This window comes from Ruegeria sp. CH2, assembly GCF_056537065.1.
In genome coordinates this window covers 14,998-30,711 of the sequence record NZ_JBQFQV010000004.1, presented here as the reverse complement: position 1 = coordinate 30,711, position 15,714 = coordinate 14,998, and the positions used below count along the sequence as shown (strand labels likewise).

Here is a 15,714-nt window from a genome sequence, read left to right as displayed (position 1 = left end):
GCTCTACGTGACAATTCCAATGAGAGACAATGACCATGGCTAAGTTGAGATGGGGCATGATCGGGGGTGGTGAAGGCAGCCAGATTGGTCCTGCACACCGCCTTGGGGCGCAGGCGGACGGGTTGTTCGAATTTGCAGCTGGCGCGCTGGATCACCGACCCGAGGTGGGCCGCGAATACGCGCAGCGATTGGGTGTTGCTGCCGATCGTGCCTATGGTGACTGGCAAGAGATGCTGGCGGGCGAAAAAGACCGCGAGGATCGGGTTGATCTGGTAACCATCGCGACGCCCAACTCGACCCATTTTGAGATTACCAAGGCCTATCTTGAGGCAGGTTTTAACGTGTTGTGTGAAAAGCCGATGACCATGACGGTGGAAGAGGGCGAAGAGATTGTGCGCGTGGCCGAAGCCTCGGGCAGGATCTGTGCGGTGAACTACTGTTACTCTGCCTATCCGATGGTGCGTCAGGCCCGTGCAATGGTGCGCGCAGGCGATATCGGCAAGGTGCGTCTGGTGGTGACCAATTTCAGCCACGGTCATCATGGCGACGCCACAGATGCGGATAATCCGCGCGTGCGCTGGCGCTATGACCCAGCGATGGCCGGTGTTTCGGGGCAGTTTGCCGATTGCGGCATCCATGCGTTGCACATGGCCAGTTTCATCTGTGACGATCAGGTGAAAACCCTGTCTGCCGACATGGCTTCGACCATCGCCAGCCGTGAGTTGGAAGATGATGCAATGATCAATTTCCGGATGGAGGGCGGCACGGTTGGGCGCCTGTGGACATCATCAGTGGCGATCGGGCGGCAGCATGGCTTTGACATTCAGGTCTTTGGCGAAACCGGTGGGCTGCGCTGGGCATCCGAACAGCCCAACCAGTTGATCTATACTCCGGTCGGGGGGCGTACTCAGATCATCGAAAAGGGTGAGGGCGGTTTGCACGACGAGGTGCAACGCCTGTCGCGTGTCGCCATAGCGCACCCCGAGGGGTTCCCGCTGGCGGTCGCCAACATCTATTGCGATCTGGCGGATGCGATCCGCGGTGAAAGACGCGACGGTCTGCCCGGTGCGGCAGATGGGCTGCGGTCCATTGCGGCCGTTCACGCGGCTGTTGCATCGGGCAAGGCCGATGGCGTATGGAAGGACGCGCGGCCGCCGATGTTTCGCTGATCAGGGGCGGGGCCGCAATGTGCCCCGTTCGATCACCCGGCAGGGGAAAATGCGGGCCTCGGGATAGCGCTGAGGCTCTTTCAGCATCTCGACAACCAGATCGACGGATGAGGTGATGATCTGCTTGATCGGCTGGTGGATCGTTGTCAGGTTAACGCTTTCCCAGCGCGACATTTCCATGTCGTTCAGTCCGATAATTCCAATGTCCTGACCGGGTTTCAGCCCATGATCAGCCAGTGCGGACAATGCGCCTACAGACAGGATGTCATCGCCGCAGAAATACGCCTCGGACGGGGAGTTGGCCAACAGGCGCAACATTTCGGCGCGGCCGGCCTCGAAGGAATAAGCCCCTGCGAAACAATGACTTAATTCGATATCGGGATGATCTGCCAATTCTTCCATGAACCCGCGATACCGGTCGAGTGCCGAGGTTGCATCTTTGGGCCCGCCCAGATAGCCGACACGCCTGTATCCGCGCGCCAAAAGCTCGCGCGCGGCCATGCGCCCGCATTCGACATTGTCGATTCCCACCACATGCACTTCGGGCGAGGTGGCCGAGCGACCGAACGTGTGCACCACCGGTACGCCCGCATCGTGAAACGCCTTGGCAAAGCTGGGCGGCAGCGTCGAAGAGGCAACGATGGCCGCGTCAACCGAATACTGGCGCAGCATGCGGACCGAGTTTGCGGGCTCGGTCTCGTCCGTCAGGTTCACGATCAAAGGACGCAGCCCGCGTTCCTGCAAGGCGCGGGTAAACTGATCGAACACCTCAAGAAAAATCGGGTTGTGAAAGTTGTTCGAAATCAACCCGATCAGTTTTGTGCGCCCGGTGGTCAGGGACGAGGCGAGGGCGTTGGGACTGTAGCCAAGCTCTCGCGCGGCCTTTTCAACTTTGCTGCGTGTTTTCGCAGAGACCGAGGCGCCTTCGGTAAAGGTGCGCGACACGGCAGATCGCGATACACCGGCCAAGGCGGCGACGTCTTTCAGGGTCACGCTCACGCAGTGCGGCTCCGGTCGTTGATGGTCAGAGATATCAAGGTGTTTTGCATCAGAGATTCATTATGCACCATCGCAAAAGTCTTGCAACCGGTTGCAGGTCGCACTAGGCGGACGAGATCATCGCCGGCCACCTATGTTTATGAGCGAATGGCGGGAAAGGAAAGACCGGTACAGGCGACGGGTTTCGCAAGAAACACCAAGGATCGAACGCTACCGGTTACGCCCTTAGAACCTTAACGAAAGGCAGGACATTCCTCCGTCCAGCTTTGCGCAGTCGGTGTTGTCGATTTCTACGACCTCATACCCTTCGCGATCCAACATCTCAGCGGTGCGTGGGAAGCCAGCGGCCATCAGCACCAGATTGTTGAAGCGGATCGCATTGGCGGCAGCTTCCTCTCCGTCCGCAACATGCAGCACCCGGTAGCCCTCAAAACAGCCCGATGCATCCAGCCGTCGGGTCGACAGTATTGTCTCGGCGTCCATCAGCGAACAATCTGTCTTGAAGTGTAGGACGCCCTCGGGCGTGAAAACTTCGCGCAGTTTGTGCCCCCACTCCGAGGTGATTTTCGCCAGCTCGGCGACACCTTCCGCGTCAGTCCGGTCTGACCGGCCCACCAGAATTTCTCGACCGGTAACAAGGATATCTCCACCCTCGACATGGCCGGGTCCCTGAATTTCCAGAACCGTGTCGTAGCAGTCGCGAAGGGTCGGCGCCATTTCAGCCACTTCACCCATCCGCGAAGGTGCGCCGGGCCGCATCAATATCGCACCTTGCGGCAGGCAAAGGGCTGTATCCTCGACAAATTGCGCGTCGGGAAACGCGTTCAGGGGATCCAGTTCGATCACCTCTGCTCCGGTGCTTTTCAGTGCTGCCACATATGCCTTATGCGCCGCTGTCATCCCGTCGAAATCCGGGTTTCCGATATCTTCTGCACGCAACCCGCCTGCAATAGTCGGAGCCGGACGGCGGGTGATGGCGCGGGAAAACTCAAAGGTTGGGTCTGACATGTTTCAATCTTTCTGAGCTGCGAATTTCGGAGCGGTGACTTCGATCATTACCGGCCCGTTCTGGGCGGCAGTTTGGCGCAATGCCTGCGCGACAGCCTGCGGTTCAGCTGGAACCGAAGCGAATGGAATACCGTATGACTTGGCCGTCGCTGAAAAATCGGGGGGCGAGGGATCACATCCTATGACTGTCACGCCCGCATCCTGCATTGACGTGGCAATTTCCTGGTATCCGTGATTGTTCCAGATCACGAAGGTGACCGGCAGGTCTTCGTCGACCGCGGCCATAATTTCAGGCAGAGAAAACTGCGCGCCCCCATCGCCCGCGATGCATATTACACGTGCCGTGGGATCGGCGACCGAAGCGCCGATGGCTGCGGGGATTCCATAGCCCAGCGCGCCGTACCCGGTTGCCGCGTTAAACCAGCCTCCGGCCCGGTCGTGATCGTAGAAAAGATTGCCGGCATAGATTGGTTGCGTGGAGTCTCCGACCATCAGGGTGTTCGGGACCGCAGAACGCATTGCGTTGAGGATTTCCACCTGTTTGCGATAGTCTGGACCAATTTCCGCCCAGGCGGCGTCACGTGTTTTGCCTGCACGTTCCGCGCCATCGCTTTGCTTTGGCTTGTGCGGCAAGGCGTCAACCAGCGCTGATACAGCCAAGTTGACGTCACCTTGAATGATGAGCGCTGCCTCATGTCGCGCCAGTTGCCCGCCACATTGATCAACCCGTATCAACCCTGACATTTTGGCAATTTGGCCGGTGGCATACATATCATAGTCGGTTGGGCCCAGCTCGGTTCCCAGTGCAAGGACGCAATCGGCGCTTTCTATCAAGCCGCGTACGGCGTTCAGGCTGGGGCTTGCCGGAACAGTCAGCGGATGCCTGTGCATCAGGCCGCGCGCGTTGACCGTTTGCACCACGGGCGCATCGAGAGCTTCGGCCAGGGCCTGCAATCCAGCCTCGGAACGTTTTGCGCCGCCGCCCGCCAGAATGACAACGTTCTTCGCTTTGGCCAGTTGCTGTGCGGCTTGTGTAATCAAAGCCGGGTCAATCGGAGAGGCTGAGACAAGCGGTTCGACCTGTGTTTCCTGATAATCAGCCGCTGCGATATCCAACGGAACTTCGATATGCACCGGTCCGGATCGACCGTTGGCGAGGGTGTGGAACACGCGGTCCAAGACCGGGTCCAGAGCGTTGGTGGCGGAAACTTGTTCGGACAGCAACGCAACGGTCCTGGCCAGTCCCAACTGGTCTGGCAATTCATGCAGATGCCCTAAACCCCTGCCAAGAGATGCGGTTTTGTTGACACCGGACACCACCAGCATCGGTATTGAATCCGCGCGGGCCTGCGCCATCGGCGTCAATGTATTGGTCAATCCAGGCCCGGTGATCACAAAGGCCACACCCGGTTTGCCTGACACGCGCGCATAGCCGTCGGCCATAAACCCTGCACCCTGTTCGTGTCTGGGTGTAACGTGACGAATGCCCGAGCCTGCAAGCCCGCGGTAAAGCTCGACCGTATGAACGCCCGGAATTCCGAACACGCAGGTCACATCCTTTTGGCGAAGCCTTGCAACCAATGCTTCGCCCACGGTCATTTCACTCATGCAACCTCGCGTGATTTTCTGTTGGCGTGGTCGATGATGCGAGAGACCGCAGTGGCAAAGTTGGTGTCACTGATCGTCAGGGCCACTCGCACCCAGTCTTTCAAGCTGTCCCCAAAGGCGGAACCCGGCATGACAGCCACCCCGGTCTGCAACAGGTCCCAGGCATAGGCTTCGCCGTCCAACCCGGTGGCGGAGACGTTGATCATGGCGAACATTCCCGCCTGAGGCCGGTGAACGGTCAGATCCGTTTCTGCTTCGAGGCGATCAGCCAAAAGCGTGGCGCGCGCCGAAAAACGGGCGGCCATGCCGGAGGCAACCTCGGACCCGTCGCGGATCGCCTTTTCAGTCATATCGGCGATAAAGGGCTGATTGCCGAAAAGCATGGTCTCGGAATAGGGCAGTAGCGCTTCGCAAAACGCGGCTGGCCCGACACACCAGCCACTGCGGAACCCCGGCGCGGCATGTGATTTCGAGATGGATGATACGCCTATGACACGATCCGCCAGTTCCGGGTCTGCCAGTGGCGACACAAATCTGGCCCCGTCAAAGATCAGTTCTTCATAGACCTCGTCCGAGATAATCCACAAATCATGCGCAATCGCGAGCTGTCCGATCTCGGCTAGCTCCTCGGCGGTCAGGATCGCGCCCGTTGGGTTGTGTGGCGTGGTCAGAAGAATGGCGCGGCTGCGCGGTGTTACGCGTACGGCGATATCTTTGGCCTGCATGCGAAACCCGTGTTCCGGGCGCAGCGGTACGGGCACCATTTCCGCCCCAGAAGCACGCACGACCCCTTCGTAGGTTGCATACATCGGATCACCGACCAGAACTTCGTCACCGGCCTCGGCAACGCCGGCCATGGCAGCGAACAATGCGGTCTGCGTTCCGGGAAAGCACAGAAAATTCTCGGGCCCGAAAACGCGTCCGCGGGAAGCCGAGTAACGGGCGGAAAGCGCGTCAAGCAAGCCAGCTTCGCCACGGCCATTGGAGTAGCCCGTTCGCTGGGCCCGTAGTGAGGTTACGGTGGCTTCGACCAGCGCGTCCGGCACCGGCACGTCCGGTTCACCTATCGTCATTTCGACGATGTCCGCTCCGGCCTTAATAAGGTCGCGCGCTTTCAGATGTACGCCCCATTTGGCGCCACCCAAGCCCGCTAACCGTTCTGTCACAGATGTGGTCTTCATGGTTGTTCCACCTCTTTGATCAATGAGATACCGACGATAGCACTGACTGAATCCAATCCGATCTGCGCCAATTGACCTTCGGAAAACGCATCTGGAAGCGCACCGCCTTCCAGCCAAAGACCGTCGATAACCGCGTTACAGGCAATGGCCAGTTGCGCCGCTTGCGACGCGGTGACGGGACGCCCGGTTTCTTGCAATGCGGCGACGATCAGCTTTTCAAGGTGATCCCGGAAATAGTTATAGGTTTGCTGGTGAATGCGTTGCATTTTCGGATCTCGCTGCACCTTGTTCAGGAAGCCGGCCCACAAGGCCACAGCGCTTGGATCAACGATTGGCGGTCGCAGCGACGCATCAACGAAGTTGGTCAACTGAGATACTGCGCTGCCTTTCCCTGACGACGCAGCTGTCTGATCGGTCAGCGTATTCATGTGATGTTCGTACGCGGCCTGAACCAGTTCCTCCTTGGATGAGAAATAGTGCCGGATCAGCCCTTGGGTCACGTTCGCACGGGCCGAGATCTGACGCACAGTGGCCCCCCGAACACCCATCTCGGCGATCAGGTCCAAAGTCGCCAGGATCAGCGCCTCGCGCCGAAACTCGGCAGATTCACGTGTAAATTTACGGCTGTCGTCCTGCACGTCCGGGTCATCCATGGTACGGAATTATTATACACTTGCATAATTGCGAGATTCGAGGCTTACTGCAAGCTGAAATCAGAAGATTCTTGGATATGGACACAGCCAAAGCAGCATCACCCGCACGCGAAACAACCACGTCTGACGAGGCGATAAGGGTTGAGGACCTGCACAAGTCTTTCGGCACGCTGGAGGTTTTGAAAGGTGTCTCGTTGACAGCGAACAAGGGCGATGTCGTTGCCATCATTGGGGGTTCGGGCTCGGGCAAATCCACCATGCTGCGCTGTATCAACTTTCTGGAAACACCAAGCTCGGGAAAGATCACCATCGGCGGTGAGCTGGTTGAAATGCATGCCGACGGCAGCCCCTCGAACCGCCGCCAGATTGAACGTATCCGTACGCGGCTTGCGATGGTTTTCCAGCAGTTCAACCTGTGGACACATCGCACACTTTTGGAAAACGTGATCGAGGTACCGGTACATGTCCTTAAGGTACCAAGGGCCGAAGCTGTCGCGCGGGCGCATGACCTGCTGAAAAGGGTGGGGCTTGGTGACAAGGCCGACACCTATCCGGCCTATCTTTCAGGCGGTCAGCAACAGCGCGCCGCCATCGCACGCGCGCTTGCGGTGGATCCTTCGGTAATGCTTTTCGATGAGCCAACTTCAGCGCTTGACCCAGAGCTTGTCGGCGAGGTTCTGACCGTGATCCGGGATCTTGCAGCGGAAGGGCGCACCATGCTGCTTGTGACCCATGAAATGAAGTTTGCGCGCGAAGTCGCGAACCATGTCGTCTATCTTTTCGAGGGCCGCATTGAAGAGCAGGGTCCACCTGCCGAGGTCTTCGGAAATCCAAAATCAGAACGATTGAAGCAGTTCCTCAGCTCGGTCGCCTGATCCACTACAAAAAACAACAAAATAAACCTAAAGGGAGTAACAAAATGAACGTCAAAAAACTGCTCGCGTCCGGTCTTGCCGCCGCTGTCCTTTCGGCTGGTGTTGCCAGTGCAGAAGAGGTCAAGATCGGCATCGCGGCTGAGCCTTATCCGCCCTTCGCGTCGCTGGACAGTTCAGGCAACTGGGTTGGTTGGGAGATCGACGTCATCAATGCAGTTTGCGCCGCTGCCGAACTTGACTGTGTTATCACGCCGGTGGCCTGGGACGGTATCATCCCTTCGCTGACGGGGCAGCAGATCGACGCCATCATGGCCTCGATGTCGATCACCGAGGAGCGGTTGAAAACCATTGATTTCAGCGATCCTTATTACAACACACCTGCGGTTATCGTTGCCGATAAATCGATGGATATCGAAGCAACCCCGGAATCGCTGGCGGGTAAAGTCATTGGCATTCAGGCTTCGACGATCCACCAAGCCTATGCGCAGGAATACTTCAAGGATTCCGAACTGCGCGTATATCAAACTCAGGATGAGGCCAATCAGGACCTGTTTGCGGGTCGGATCGACGCCACACAAGCTGACAGCATTGCGATGGCCGATTTTGTGAATTCGGATGCCGGTGCTTGCTGCGAAATCAAAGGTGCCGTGAAGGACGATCCCGCCATTTTGGGGCGTGGTGTCGGTGCGGGCGTTCGTAAAGGGCAGGATGACCTGCTTGCGGCGTTGAACAAGGGCATCGCGGCAATTCTTGCCGATGGCACGCATGAGAAGATCACGTCGAACTATTTCTCGACCAGCATCTACTAAGCCGTTGCCGTGACCGGATTTCTGGAATCACTTGGTTTGGCGCAGAGCGCAGAGCTTCTGTCGCTCTCGCCGCCGGGGTGGGGGGCCAATCTGCTACGCGGATTGTCCCACTCCTTGCAGATCGCTTTTGGCGCATATGCACTGGGCCTCGTGATCGGATTGTTCGGAGCGTATGGCAAACTTTACGGCGGGAAGGTCACGCGCGACCTTCTTGCCATTTACACGACCGTGATCCGGGCCGTGCCGGAACTGGTCCTGATCCTGATCCTGTATTACGTGGGATCCGATATTATCAACAAAATATCTGCTGCCATGGGTGGTGGCCGGGTTGAGATCAACGGCGTTGCCGCAGGCATTTGGGTGCTGGGCGTCGTTCAGGGCGCGTATGCGACCGAGATTCTGCGCGGCGCCATTCAGGCGGTTCCGCCCGGTCAGATCGAAGCGGCGAAATCCTACGGAATGCCGGCCTTCATGACCATGCGGCGCGTCACGATCCCCGCCATGATGAGCTTCGCCGTACCTGGTCTGGCCAACCTGTGGCTGATTGCAACCAAAGACACAGCATTGCTGGCTGTAGTCGGTTTTAACGAGCTGACGTTGGAAACGCGCCAGGCGGCCAGCAGCACGCGGGCCTACTTCACCTTTTTCTTGGCGGCGGGCTTCCTTTATCTGATGGTTACGCTGTTTTCGGGTGGGATCTTTGCGCGGATTGAGAAATGGGCCCGTCGCGGCCAACCCGCTCTGAACGGAGGCAGCAGATGATCGACCTCAGATCTCTGATGCAACCTCATCGTATCGTGATGATGCTGATCTTTGCCGGGATCGCGGTTTGGTGCGCGATGACATTGCGGTGGGACTGGATACCCAATTATGCGCCGCTTGCATTGAAGGGTATCTGGACCACGCTTTGGTTGCTGGTTGTCACGATCGTTCTTGGATTTTTACTGGCTGTACCGCTTGGATTAGCGCAGGCCGTTGGGCCATGGTATCTTGCGGCACCCGCCAAGGCGTTCTGTACCATCATTCGCGGCACACCGCTACTTTTGCAGCTTTGGTTGCTGTATTATGGCCTCGGCTCTCTGTTTCCGCAGTTTCCATGGATACGATCGTCTGATCTTTGGCCGTACCTGCGTCAGGCTTGGCCCTATGCGGTGCTGGCGTTGACACTTTCTTATGCGGGTTATGAAGGCGAGGTCATGCGCGGAGCCTTCAAGGGCGTTGCCAAAGGACAGCTGGAGGCGGCCAAGGCATTTGGTATGCCAAGGCTGACGATGTTTCGCCGCATCTGGTTACCGCAGGCAATCCGCAATGTTCTGCCGACTTTGGGCGGTGAAACTATCCTGCAATTAAAGGCAACACCGCTGGTCGCCACAATAACCGTGGTTGATATCTATGCCGTGTCGTCCCGTGTGCGTGCCGATACGTTTATCGTCTACGAACCGCTTATCCTGTTGGCTGTATTCTACATTCTCGTAGCGGGCGTAATTGCTTTGGTGTTCCACTGGCTCGAGGTGAAGGTTCTGGGAACCGGACGCCGCAATGGGCTTGTCGGATAGTTTCGGCCAGTAGTCGAAAGAAACTTGCCCCGCGAATTTCGAGGCGGTTATTCGATGAATTGTTCTTAGCGACCCAGATTGCAGGCTTAAGCGTAAAACAGGTGTTTGAAGCGGGATCAGGGACGTCGGTTCGGTCGCGCCCCGCAAGTTCAACGCTCTAAGGATACAGCATCTAGGGTAGCTGCACGACAAGAGGGCATGAGTGCCAGCGCGGCCATAGGTGAGAGGAACCGCTTGGCGCGATAGCCGAACAGCGAGAAAAATTGAGTGGTGCTAAGACAGCGGTCCCAACATCAATGCAGTTCGGGAATTGCCACTCTGGTTGTCTTACGTTGGTAGAATATTGTGGTTCATCCTGAACAAGTTGGTGGGATCGTACTTTCCTTTGATCTTGGACAGCTTTTCGCCGTTCACTCCATAAGCGCCTTTCATGTGATCGGATTGGTCTTCAGGCATGAAGTTCACATAGGCACTGCCTGTTGAGTACGGTTTCATCTGTTCGTACAGCTGGCGTGCCCAACCGATGCAGGTGTCATCCTTGTCAGGGTCTTCCCATCGCGTGTGGACATTCATGATGAAATGCGCAGATCTTTGTGGGTAGGCGGTAGAAGCGGGCTCAACGCGGGCCATCGCGCCACCGACATGAGCAATGAATACCTCGCAGGCGGGATCAGGAAGGGTGGAAATCGCGTCCAGCAGGTCCGTGATGGCGGCCGGGGGCAGCGTGTTGAAGTCATGACTTTTCCAATAGTTGCGGACGCCCGGCGACAACAGGGGATCAAAAGCCGCTTGCCAGTCCACGAACCTGTGCGGTGAAATGACATCCACAATCGGCTCACCCAGCGCGCGCAAGGCCGACATCGCTTTTTCACCTTCATCCATCGGGCCGCTGTAACACGCTGCGAAAATCAGCACTTCGCGCCCGTGCCACTCTTCCGGCAGGAACGGGAGCGGCGGCGCTTTTCGCATCACGCTCCAGACGGTGAGCTCATCGGGGGACGTGTCCGCAATGGCCACAAATTCGGAAAGCAATTCTGGTGCCTTTTCGATCGGGTGCACGATCAGGCCGGACAGGACATCCGGCCCAAGATCATGCAACTGGAATTCGAATGAGGTAACGACACCGAAGTTTCCGCCACCACCACGAATGGCCCAGAAAAGTTCCGGGTGGCTCGTGGATGATGCGGTGACAATCGCGCCATCCGCTGTGACAACTTCTGCCGACAGAAGGTTGTCGATTGTCATGCCGAATTTCCGGGTCGTCCAGCCGAAACCGCCGCCCAGGGTCAGCCCGGCGATGCCGGTGGTCGAATTGATGCCTGTGGGGACGACAAGACCATGGGCCTGTGTTTCGCGATCAACGTCTCCAAGCAACGCACCGGGTGCAACGCGGACAGTTTTGCGGGCAGGGTCCACGTGAACCGAACGCATCTGGGACAGGTCCAGCATGACGGCCTTGTCCGCGACGGCGTGCCCTGCAATCTGGTGTCCACCTGATCGAACGGTCATCATGAGGCCTGCTTGTCGGACGAAGTTTATTGCCTTCTGGACATCGCTTGCCCCCATCGCACGGATCACGAAGGCGGGGTAACGCTCGAACATGCTGTTCCAGGTAATCCTGGCTTCTTCATATTCCGGGGTTCCCCGCAGGTAGACCCCGCCGCGCAGTGAGGCATCTAGCGCGTCCAAATCGCCTTGATCCACAGTCGCGATACGTCCGTCGAGTGCTTTCAGGTCAAACATGCTTAGGCCTCCCTTGTTTCAGGAAAGGTTTCGCGCACGGCTGCCTCGTGAATTTGTTATTGCCCTGAGAAGGGGATACTTGGTTGTGGGGGAAAGCTGGTCGTCAGGCAAATATTCCCGGATCGATCCGATCTACCGGCGTGATGACATCGGCAGGAATGTTTAGACGCTCGGCCGCTTTTCGCAGGCTTTCTTCATCCGGGGCTTCGTAAAGGCAGTATGTTTTGCGCTTATCTGCGCTGAGGAAGGAAAAGATCCATTCAATGCCGACTTCGTCGTTGATTTCTTTGATGTGAATTTTGTCGTTGTCGCTGATATTCAGCTGCTCGGCAAAATTCCGTTCAATGATGTATCGTGGCATTATGCCCCCCAAGCATTTTCCGGGCCTTAACTGGCTACCCCTTCGAGCTTTGACTTAAGGGAAACCATACTCAATTTCTGTGATATTGCCAACGCTTCCCCTTCCAGTTGAAACGCCAGTTCCAAATCGCTGGGGCGGCCCTGTTGTCTGAGTGCGGATGCATACGCTGCCTTGCAATGCGCAATCCATGGCGGGCAATTCATCCTCGTGTCAATCTCGATGGCTTTCCGGAACATCTTCCCGGCAATTTCCCAGTCTTTCAGCACCGTTGCCAGGTTCCCCAAGCGTCGGGCTGCGGCACCTGTGCAGACTGTGGTTGCCCCTGCGGTGATCGTCAGGTCCTCGTAGGGTTGCAGCATACCGTAAAGCGTCTGGGCATGATCCGGATGCCCGACTGCCACACAGATGTCGGCAAGATAGGACAGTGTTGTTGAATACATGGCATCTGGCGGCAGGTCGAAGCCGTTTTCCGCCATTTCATTCAGTATTTTTTCGGCGGGTTCCGTGTACCCCAGTTCGGCTGCGATAAGGCCAAAACCCGGCTTCCACGATATGTCTTCGGGGCTGTCGGTCATCAGTTTCTTGATCACAGGCGCGACCTCGTGCAGGCGGTTCTGCTCGCGGCGGATGGTGAACATCTGAACGCCGAAAACGCCCTCGACATGTTCGCCGTGCGTTTTTCGGCCGATCTTGACCGCTTCGGTGGCGTGCTTTTCAGCCTGAACAAAGTCGCCGTCCATGATTGCAACCATGGCGCGTGCGTGTTTCTGAACCCAATAGAGTTGCAGATGATTGTCCTTTTCGGAAATCGCAGTCAGCAATTCGAGTGAGTTGTCCATCAGGTCGCGGTCGGCCATTTCAGCACCGACAAACAGGCTGAGCGTCCGGTCGCGGCCCTGATCAATGGTGCCAAGCTTTTCTGCGACCCGATGCATGGCATCCAGGTTTTCACGCCAATGGCGCGCCTCTCGCCCGTTGCGCGCGATGAATGGCGCCCCAAAATGCATCATCATTACCGAAAACTGGGATTTATGATCCCCAAGCTTCGCTGCCAGTTCCATGGATTGCTGACCAAAGCGGGTGCCTTCGGAAAACTGGCCGACAAACATATACGCCCGTGCTAGTTGGCTCATCAACCGGCACCGCCTGACTTCGTCACTGTCAGACAGGTCTTTCAGCGCCTTTTCACAAAGGTCAATGGCCTCGTGATGTCGCTTGCTTGTCATCATGCACGAGTCAGCAAAATGATTGGCTGCATCGGCTGACAACTGCACATTGTGGAGTTTCCGTGCAGCGTTAGATGCACTTTTCAGAACCGCCATCGCCTCGGACAACTGACCCTGGCTGTCATGGCTGCGGCCAACCAGGATCATGCCCCTGACCATTTCCGGGCTGGTTTCCGAGTTCAGACGCTTAGCCGCTTTGAGCGTCTCCTGGGCATTGGTCATCGCTTCCTGGCTGGCTGACCGGGCCAATGCCATTTCAGCCGCAGCTTCCCATTTGTCGAATGCGGCGCGCCAATCTTCTGCTTCTGACAGATGGCGGGCCACCAGTTCGGGGCGGCGATCGATTTCAGCTGATCGCATCGCGATCAGTGCGCGGGCAACGTTTGAATGTTGCTGCCTGCGGGTAGAGCTCAGCATGGATTGATATGCCGTATCGCGGATAAGGGCATGGCGGAACACAAAATGCCCGCGGTTGTTTCCGCTTTCAAAGATCAGTCCCGTTCGCGACAGTTCTTCGAGGCGAAGATTGATATCCGCGCGTTCCAGCCCCATCGCGGCCCTTAACAAATCTGGTTCAAATTCCCGCCCAATGACCGACCCCGTCAACGCGACCTGTTTGGCCTCGGGCGAAACTGCATCAAGCCGCGCCATCAAGGCGCCCTTCAGCGAGGATGGTATGCGGACTTGTCCCTGTTCATCAGCATTCACGATCGCCTGGGTCAATTCTTCGACAAACAGGGGCACACCGTCCGTTTTTTCGATGATTGTCGCGATCAAGGCATCGTCCGGGTCCTTGCCAGTGATATTGCGGACCAGATCCGAGACATCAGCAGAACCGAACCGGCGCAGCAGGAGTGTTTGAACATGCGTGTCCCCGTCATCGCGGGCCAGGTCCCACCCAGGTCTGTGGGTCATCAGGACCATCAGGGGAAGATCGGTACAAATCGCCTTGACCCGCTCCAGCAGGGCTTGCGTCGAGGGATCGATCCAATGTGCATCCTCAACACACAGAATAACCGGGCGTACACTTGCCCGGACCTGCACCGCATGGATCAGGGTTTGGATCGTTATGTCGCGTTGCTCCTGCGGCGACATCTCGAGAACTTCACGAGCCAGCGCGCTGCGCGGCGCAACCAGCGCTGCAAAGACAGGCAGAACCTGTTCCCAGTCCAGACCTTCCCGGCCTTCCAGCAGCTTCCTGACATGTTCCAGAATTTGATTGTCGTCAAAATCCGGTTCAACGCCCGCATCCTGTGAAATTCGCTGGGTGACCGGATGAAAGGGGCTGCTGGTCAGATAGGGCGAGCAGTTCAGCCTTATCACATCGGCTTGTCCGGTTGCTGTAACGTCCGCAAGAAACCCCTCAGTCAGGCGCGACTTTCCAATCCCCGCCTCCCCCGACAGCAGAACGACCTCACCATGACCGTTTTGGGCACGTTGCCACGATTGCAACAGGATACCCTTTTCGTAGTCCCGGCCAATCATGGTGCTGCCAGCGTCATCCTTGTATGACGCGCGAAACCGGCTTTCCGCGCTGCGTTCCGATACGACCTTCAACAAGGTCCGAGGGTCTTTGAAACCCTTCAACTGAGTTGATCCAAGGGTCTCGAACTCGAATATCCGGTGCAAGGCGGCTTCGGTTTCTTCTGCAGACAAAACCACCGAGTTTGGCAGGGCGTGTTCCTGTATCCGCGCCGCCAGATTGACCGCCGGCCCGGTCATGGCACCTTCTTCGTACGAGTTTTCGCCGATCGTGTCACCGACCACGACATCGCCGCTGGCAATACCCAGTCTGGCTGACAAACGCTCACCGTCAGGGGCGTTGAGCTCTTCAACCCGACGGACGCACTCAAGCCCCGCCTTTATCGCGCGAATGGCGTGATCTTCGTAGGCTGTTGGCCAGCCGAAAAACACAAGAAGACCGTCGCCAAGATATTTCGCGACATAGCCACCATACCTGCTCACTGCCCCCGCGACGGTATCCTGATAGTTCTGTAGCAGATCCCGCATGTCTTCGGGATCAAATCGGTTGGTCAACTCCGTCGAGCCGACCAGATCAGCGAACAAGACTGTCAGATGACGCCGCTCAGCCGCAGGTGCGATGGGCTTTTTTGCTGGTGCAGCTTCGCCATGCACATCATCAAGGGCGGATGGCTGAGTTTTCTCGCTGGTTGGCTCCCCTGCGGCTGGCGCTGATGAAGACAGGCGCCCAGAGCCAACCAAATCCTGAACCGCCGCAAGGATGATCTTTCGGTGACCAAGGCTTACCCCAAGCTCTTTCAGGTCGTCGCCTGTCAGCAATGGCAAAACCCGCGCATCAATGTCGTTTTCCGCAAAGGCACTTGCGTACTGACCCAATCCGAGGTCGTTTAGCCACGTGTCCATTTCAACCGACATATCCGGATCATGCTGAGATACGTGTCACTAATCAAGAAAACGCTATTTACTCAGCGGGGCGATCAATGCGCAGCGGACACAGTTTCACGCGCAGCACAGCAAAATGTGCCAGTCACGTAAGACCTTGAT

The 15,714-nt window shown here is 57.3% G+C and carries 13 protein-coding genes; 5 read left to right on the top strand and 8 right to left on the bottom strand.

All coding sequences use genetic code 11. The features are described 5' to 3' along the window. Window positions 1-35 precede the first annotated feature (35 nt). Window positions 36-1,169, top strand: a complete 1,134-nt coding sequence (locus tag ACR0M9_RS07845; RefSeq protein ID WP_480773275.1) for a Gfo/Idh/MocA family protein — start codon at window positions 36-38, stop codon at window positions 1,167-1,169. Here ACR0M9_RS07845 and ACR0M9_RS07840 read toward each other — a convergent pair whose 3' ends face one another. From ACR0M9_RS07840 to ACR0M9_RS07820, 5 genes are all read right to left on the bottom strand, one after another. Beyond that, window positions 1,170-2,168 carry a LacI family DNA-binding transcriptional regulator gene (locus tag ACR0M9_RS07840; RefSeq protein ID WP_480773274.1) on the bottom strand — a complete coding sequence of 333 codons (999 nt, stop codon included), beginning with the start codon at window positions 2,166-2,168 and terminating at the stop codon, window positions 1,170-1,172. Between the two features lie 225 nt (window positions 2,169-2,393). After that, window positions 2,394-3,176, bottom strand: coding sequence for a dimethylarginine dimethylaminohydrolase family protein (locus ACR0M9_RS07835; RefSeq protein ID WP_480773273.1), 783 nt, complete (start codon window positions 3,174-3,176; stop codon window positions 2,394-2,396). 3 nt (window positions 3,177-3,179) lie between these two features. Further along, a complete protein-coding gene (locus tag ACR0M9_RS07830; protein ID WP_480773272.1) occupies window positions 3,180-4,784 on the bottom strand; it encodes a 5-guanidino-2-oxopentanoate decarboxylase in 1,605 nt (534 codons plus the stop codon). Beyond that, a complete protein-coding gene (locus tag ACR0M9_RS07825) occupies window positions 4,781-5,965 on the bottom strand; it encodes a pyridoxal phosphate-dependent aminotransferase (RefSeq protein WP_480518606.1) in 1,185 nt (394 codons plus the stop codon). The genes ACR0M9_RS07830 and ACR0M9_RS07825 overlap by 4 nt, the downstream gene beginning before the upstream one ends. Continuing rightward, window positions 5,962-6,618 (bottom strand): TetR/AcrR family transcriptional regulator, encoded by a 657-nt coding sequence (locus tag ACR0M9_RS07820; protein ID WP_480773271.1) that lies wholly within the window; start codon window positions 6,616-6,618, stop codon window positions 5,962-5,964. The genes ACR0M9_RS07825 and ACR0M9_RS07820 overlap by 4 nt, the downstream gene beginning before the upstream one ends. A gap of 77 nt (window positions 6,619-6,695) precedes the next feature. Here ACR0M9_RS07820 and ACR0M9_RS07815 point away from each other — a divergent pair, with 77 nt between their 5' ends. The 4 genes from ACR0M9_RS07815 to ACR0M9_RS07800 are packed head-to-tail and all read left to right on the top strand — an operon-like array spanning window position 6,696 to window position 9,858. Then, entirely contained in the window at window positions 6,696-7,493 is a 798-nt protein-coding gene (locus ACR0M9_RS07815; protein ID WP_480486771.1) for an ABC transporter ATP-binding protein, read from the top strand. A 44-nt stretch (window positions 7,494-7,537) separates the two neighbouring features. Continuing rightward, complete coding sequence (locus ACR0M9_RS07810) at window positions 7,538-8,302, top strand: transporter substrate-binding domain-containing protein (protein ID WP_480475308.1); 765 nt, start codon at window positions 7,538-7,540, stop codon at window positions 8,300-8,302. Between the two features lie 9 nt (window positions 8,303-8,311). Continuing rightward, window positions 8,312-9,064 (top strand): ABC transporter permease, encoded by a 753-nt coding sequence (locus ACR0M9_RS07805; RefSeq protein ID WP_480475310.1) that lies wholly within the window; start codon window positions 8,312-8,314, stop codon window positions 9,062-9,064. Next, window positions 9,061-9,858, top strand: coding sequence for an ABC transporter permease (locus tag ACR0M9_RS07800; RefSeq protein ID WP_480773270.1), 798 nt, complete (start codon window positions 9,061-9,063; stop codon window positions 9,856-9,858). The genes ACR0M9_RS07805 and ACR0M9_RS07800 overlap by 4 nt, the downstream gene beginning before the upstream one ends. A gap of 327 nt (window positions 9,859-10,185) precedes the next feature. Here the strand turns inward: ACR0M9_RS07800 and ACR0M9_RS07795 are convergent, their stop codons facing one another. The 3 genes from ACR0M9_RS07795 to ACR0M9_RS07785 form a co-directional block, all read right to left on the bottom strand. Further along, a complete protein-coding gene (locus tag ACR0M9_RS07795) occupies window positions 10,186-11,601 on the bottom strand; it encodes an FAD-binding oxidoreductase (RefSeq protein WP_480773269.1) in 1,416 nt (471 codons plus the stop codon). A gap of 103 nt (window positions 11,602-11,704) precedes the next feature. Next, complete coding sequence (locus ACR0M9_RS07790; RefSeq protein ID WP_209504668.1) at window positions 11,705-11,962, bottom strand: DUF4242 domain-containing protein; 258 nt, start codon at window positions 11,960-11,962, stop codon at window positions 11,705-11,707. Between the two features lie 26 nt (window positions 11,963-11,988). Next, on the bottom strand, window positions 11,989-15,585 hold the full coding sequence (locus ACR0M9_RS07785) for an adenylate/guanylate cyclase domain-containing protein (protein ID WP_480773268.1): 3,597 nt from the start codon (window positions 15,583-15,585) through the stop codon (window positions 11,989-11,991). Between the last annotated feature and the right edge of the window lie 129 nt (window positions 15,586-15,714).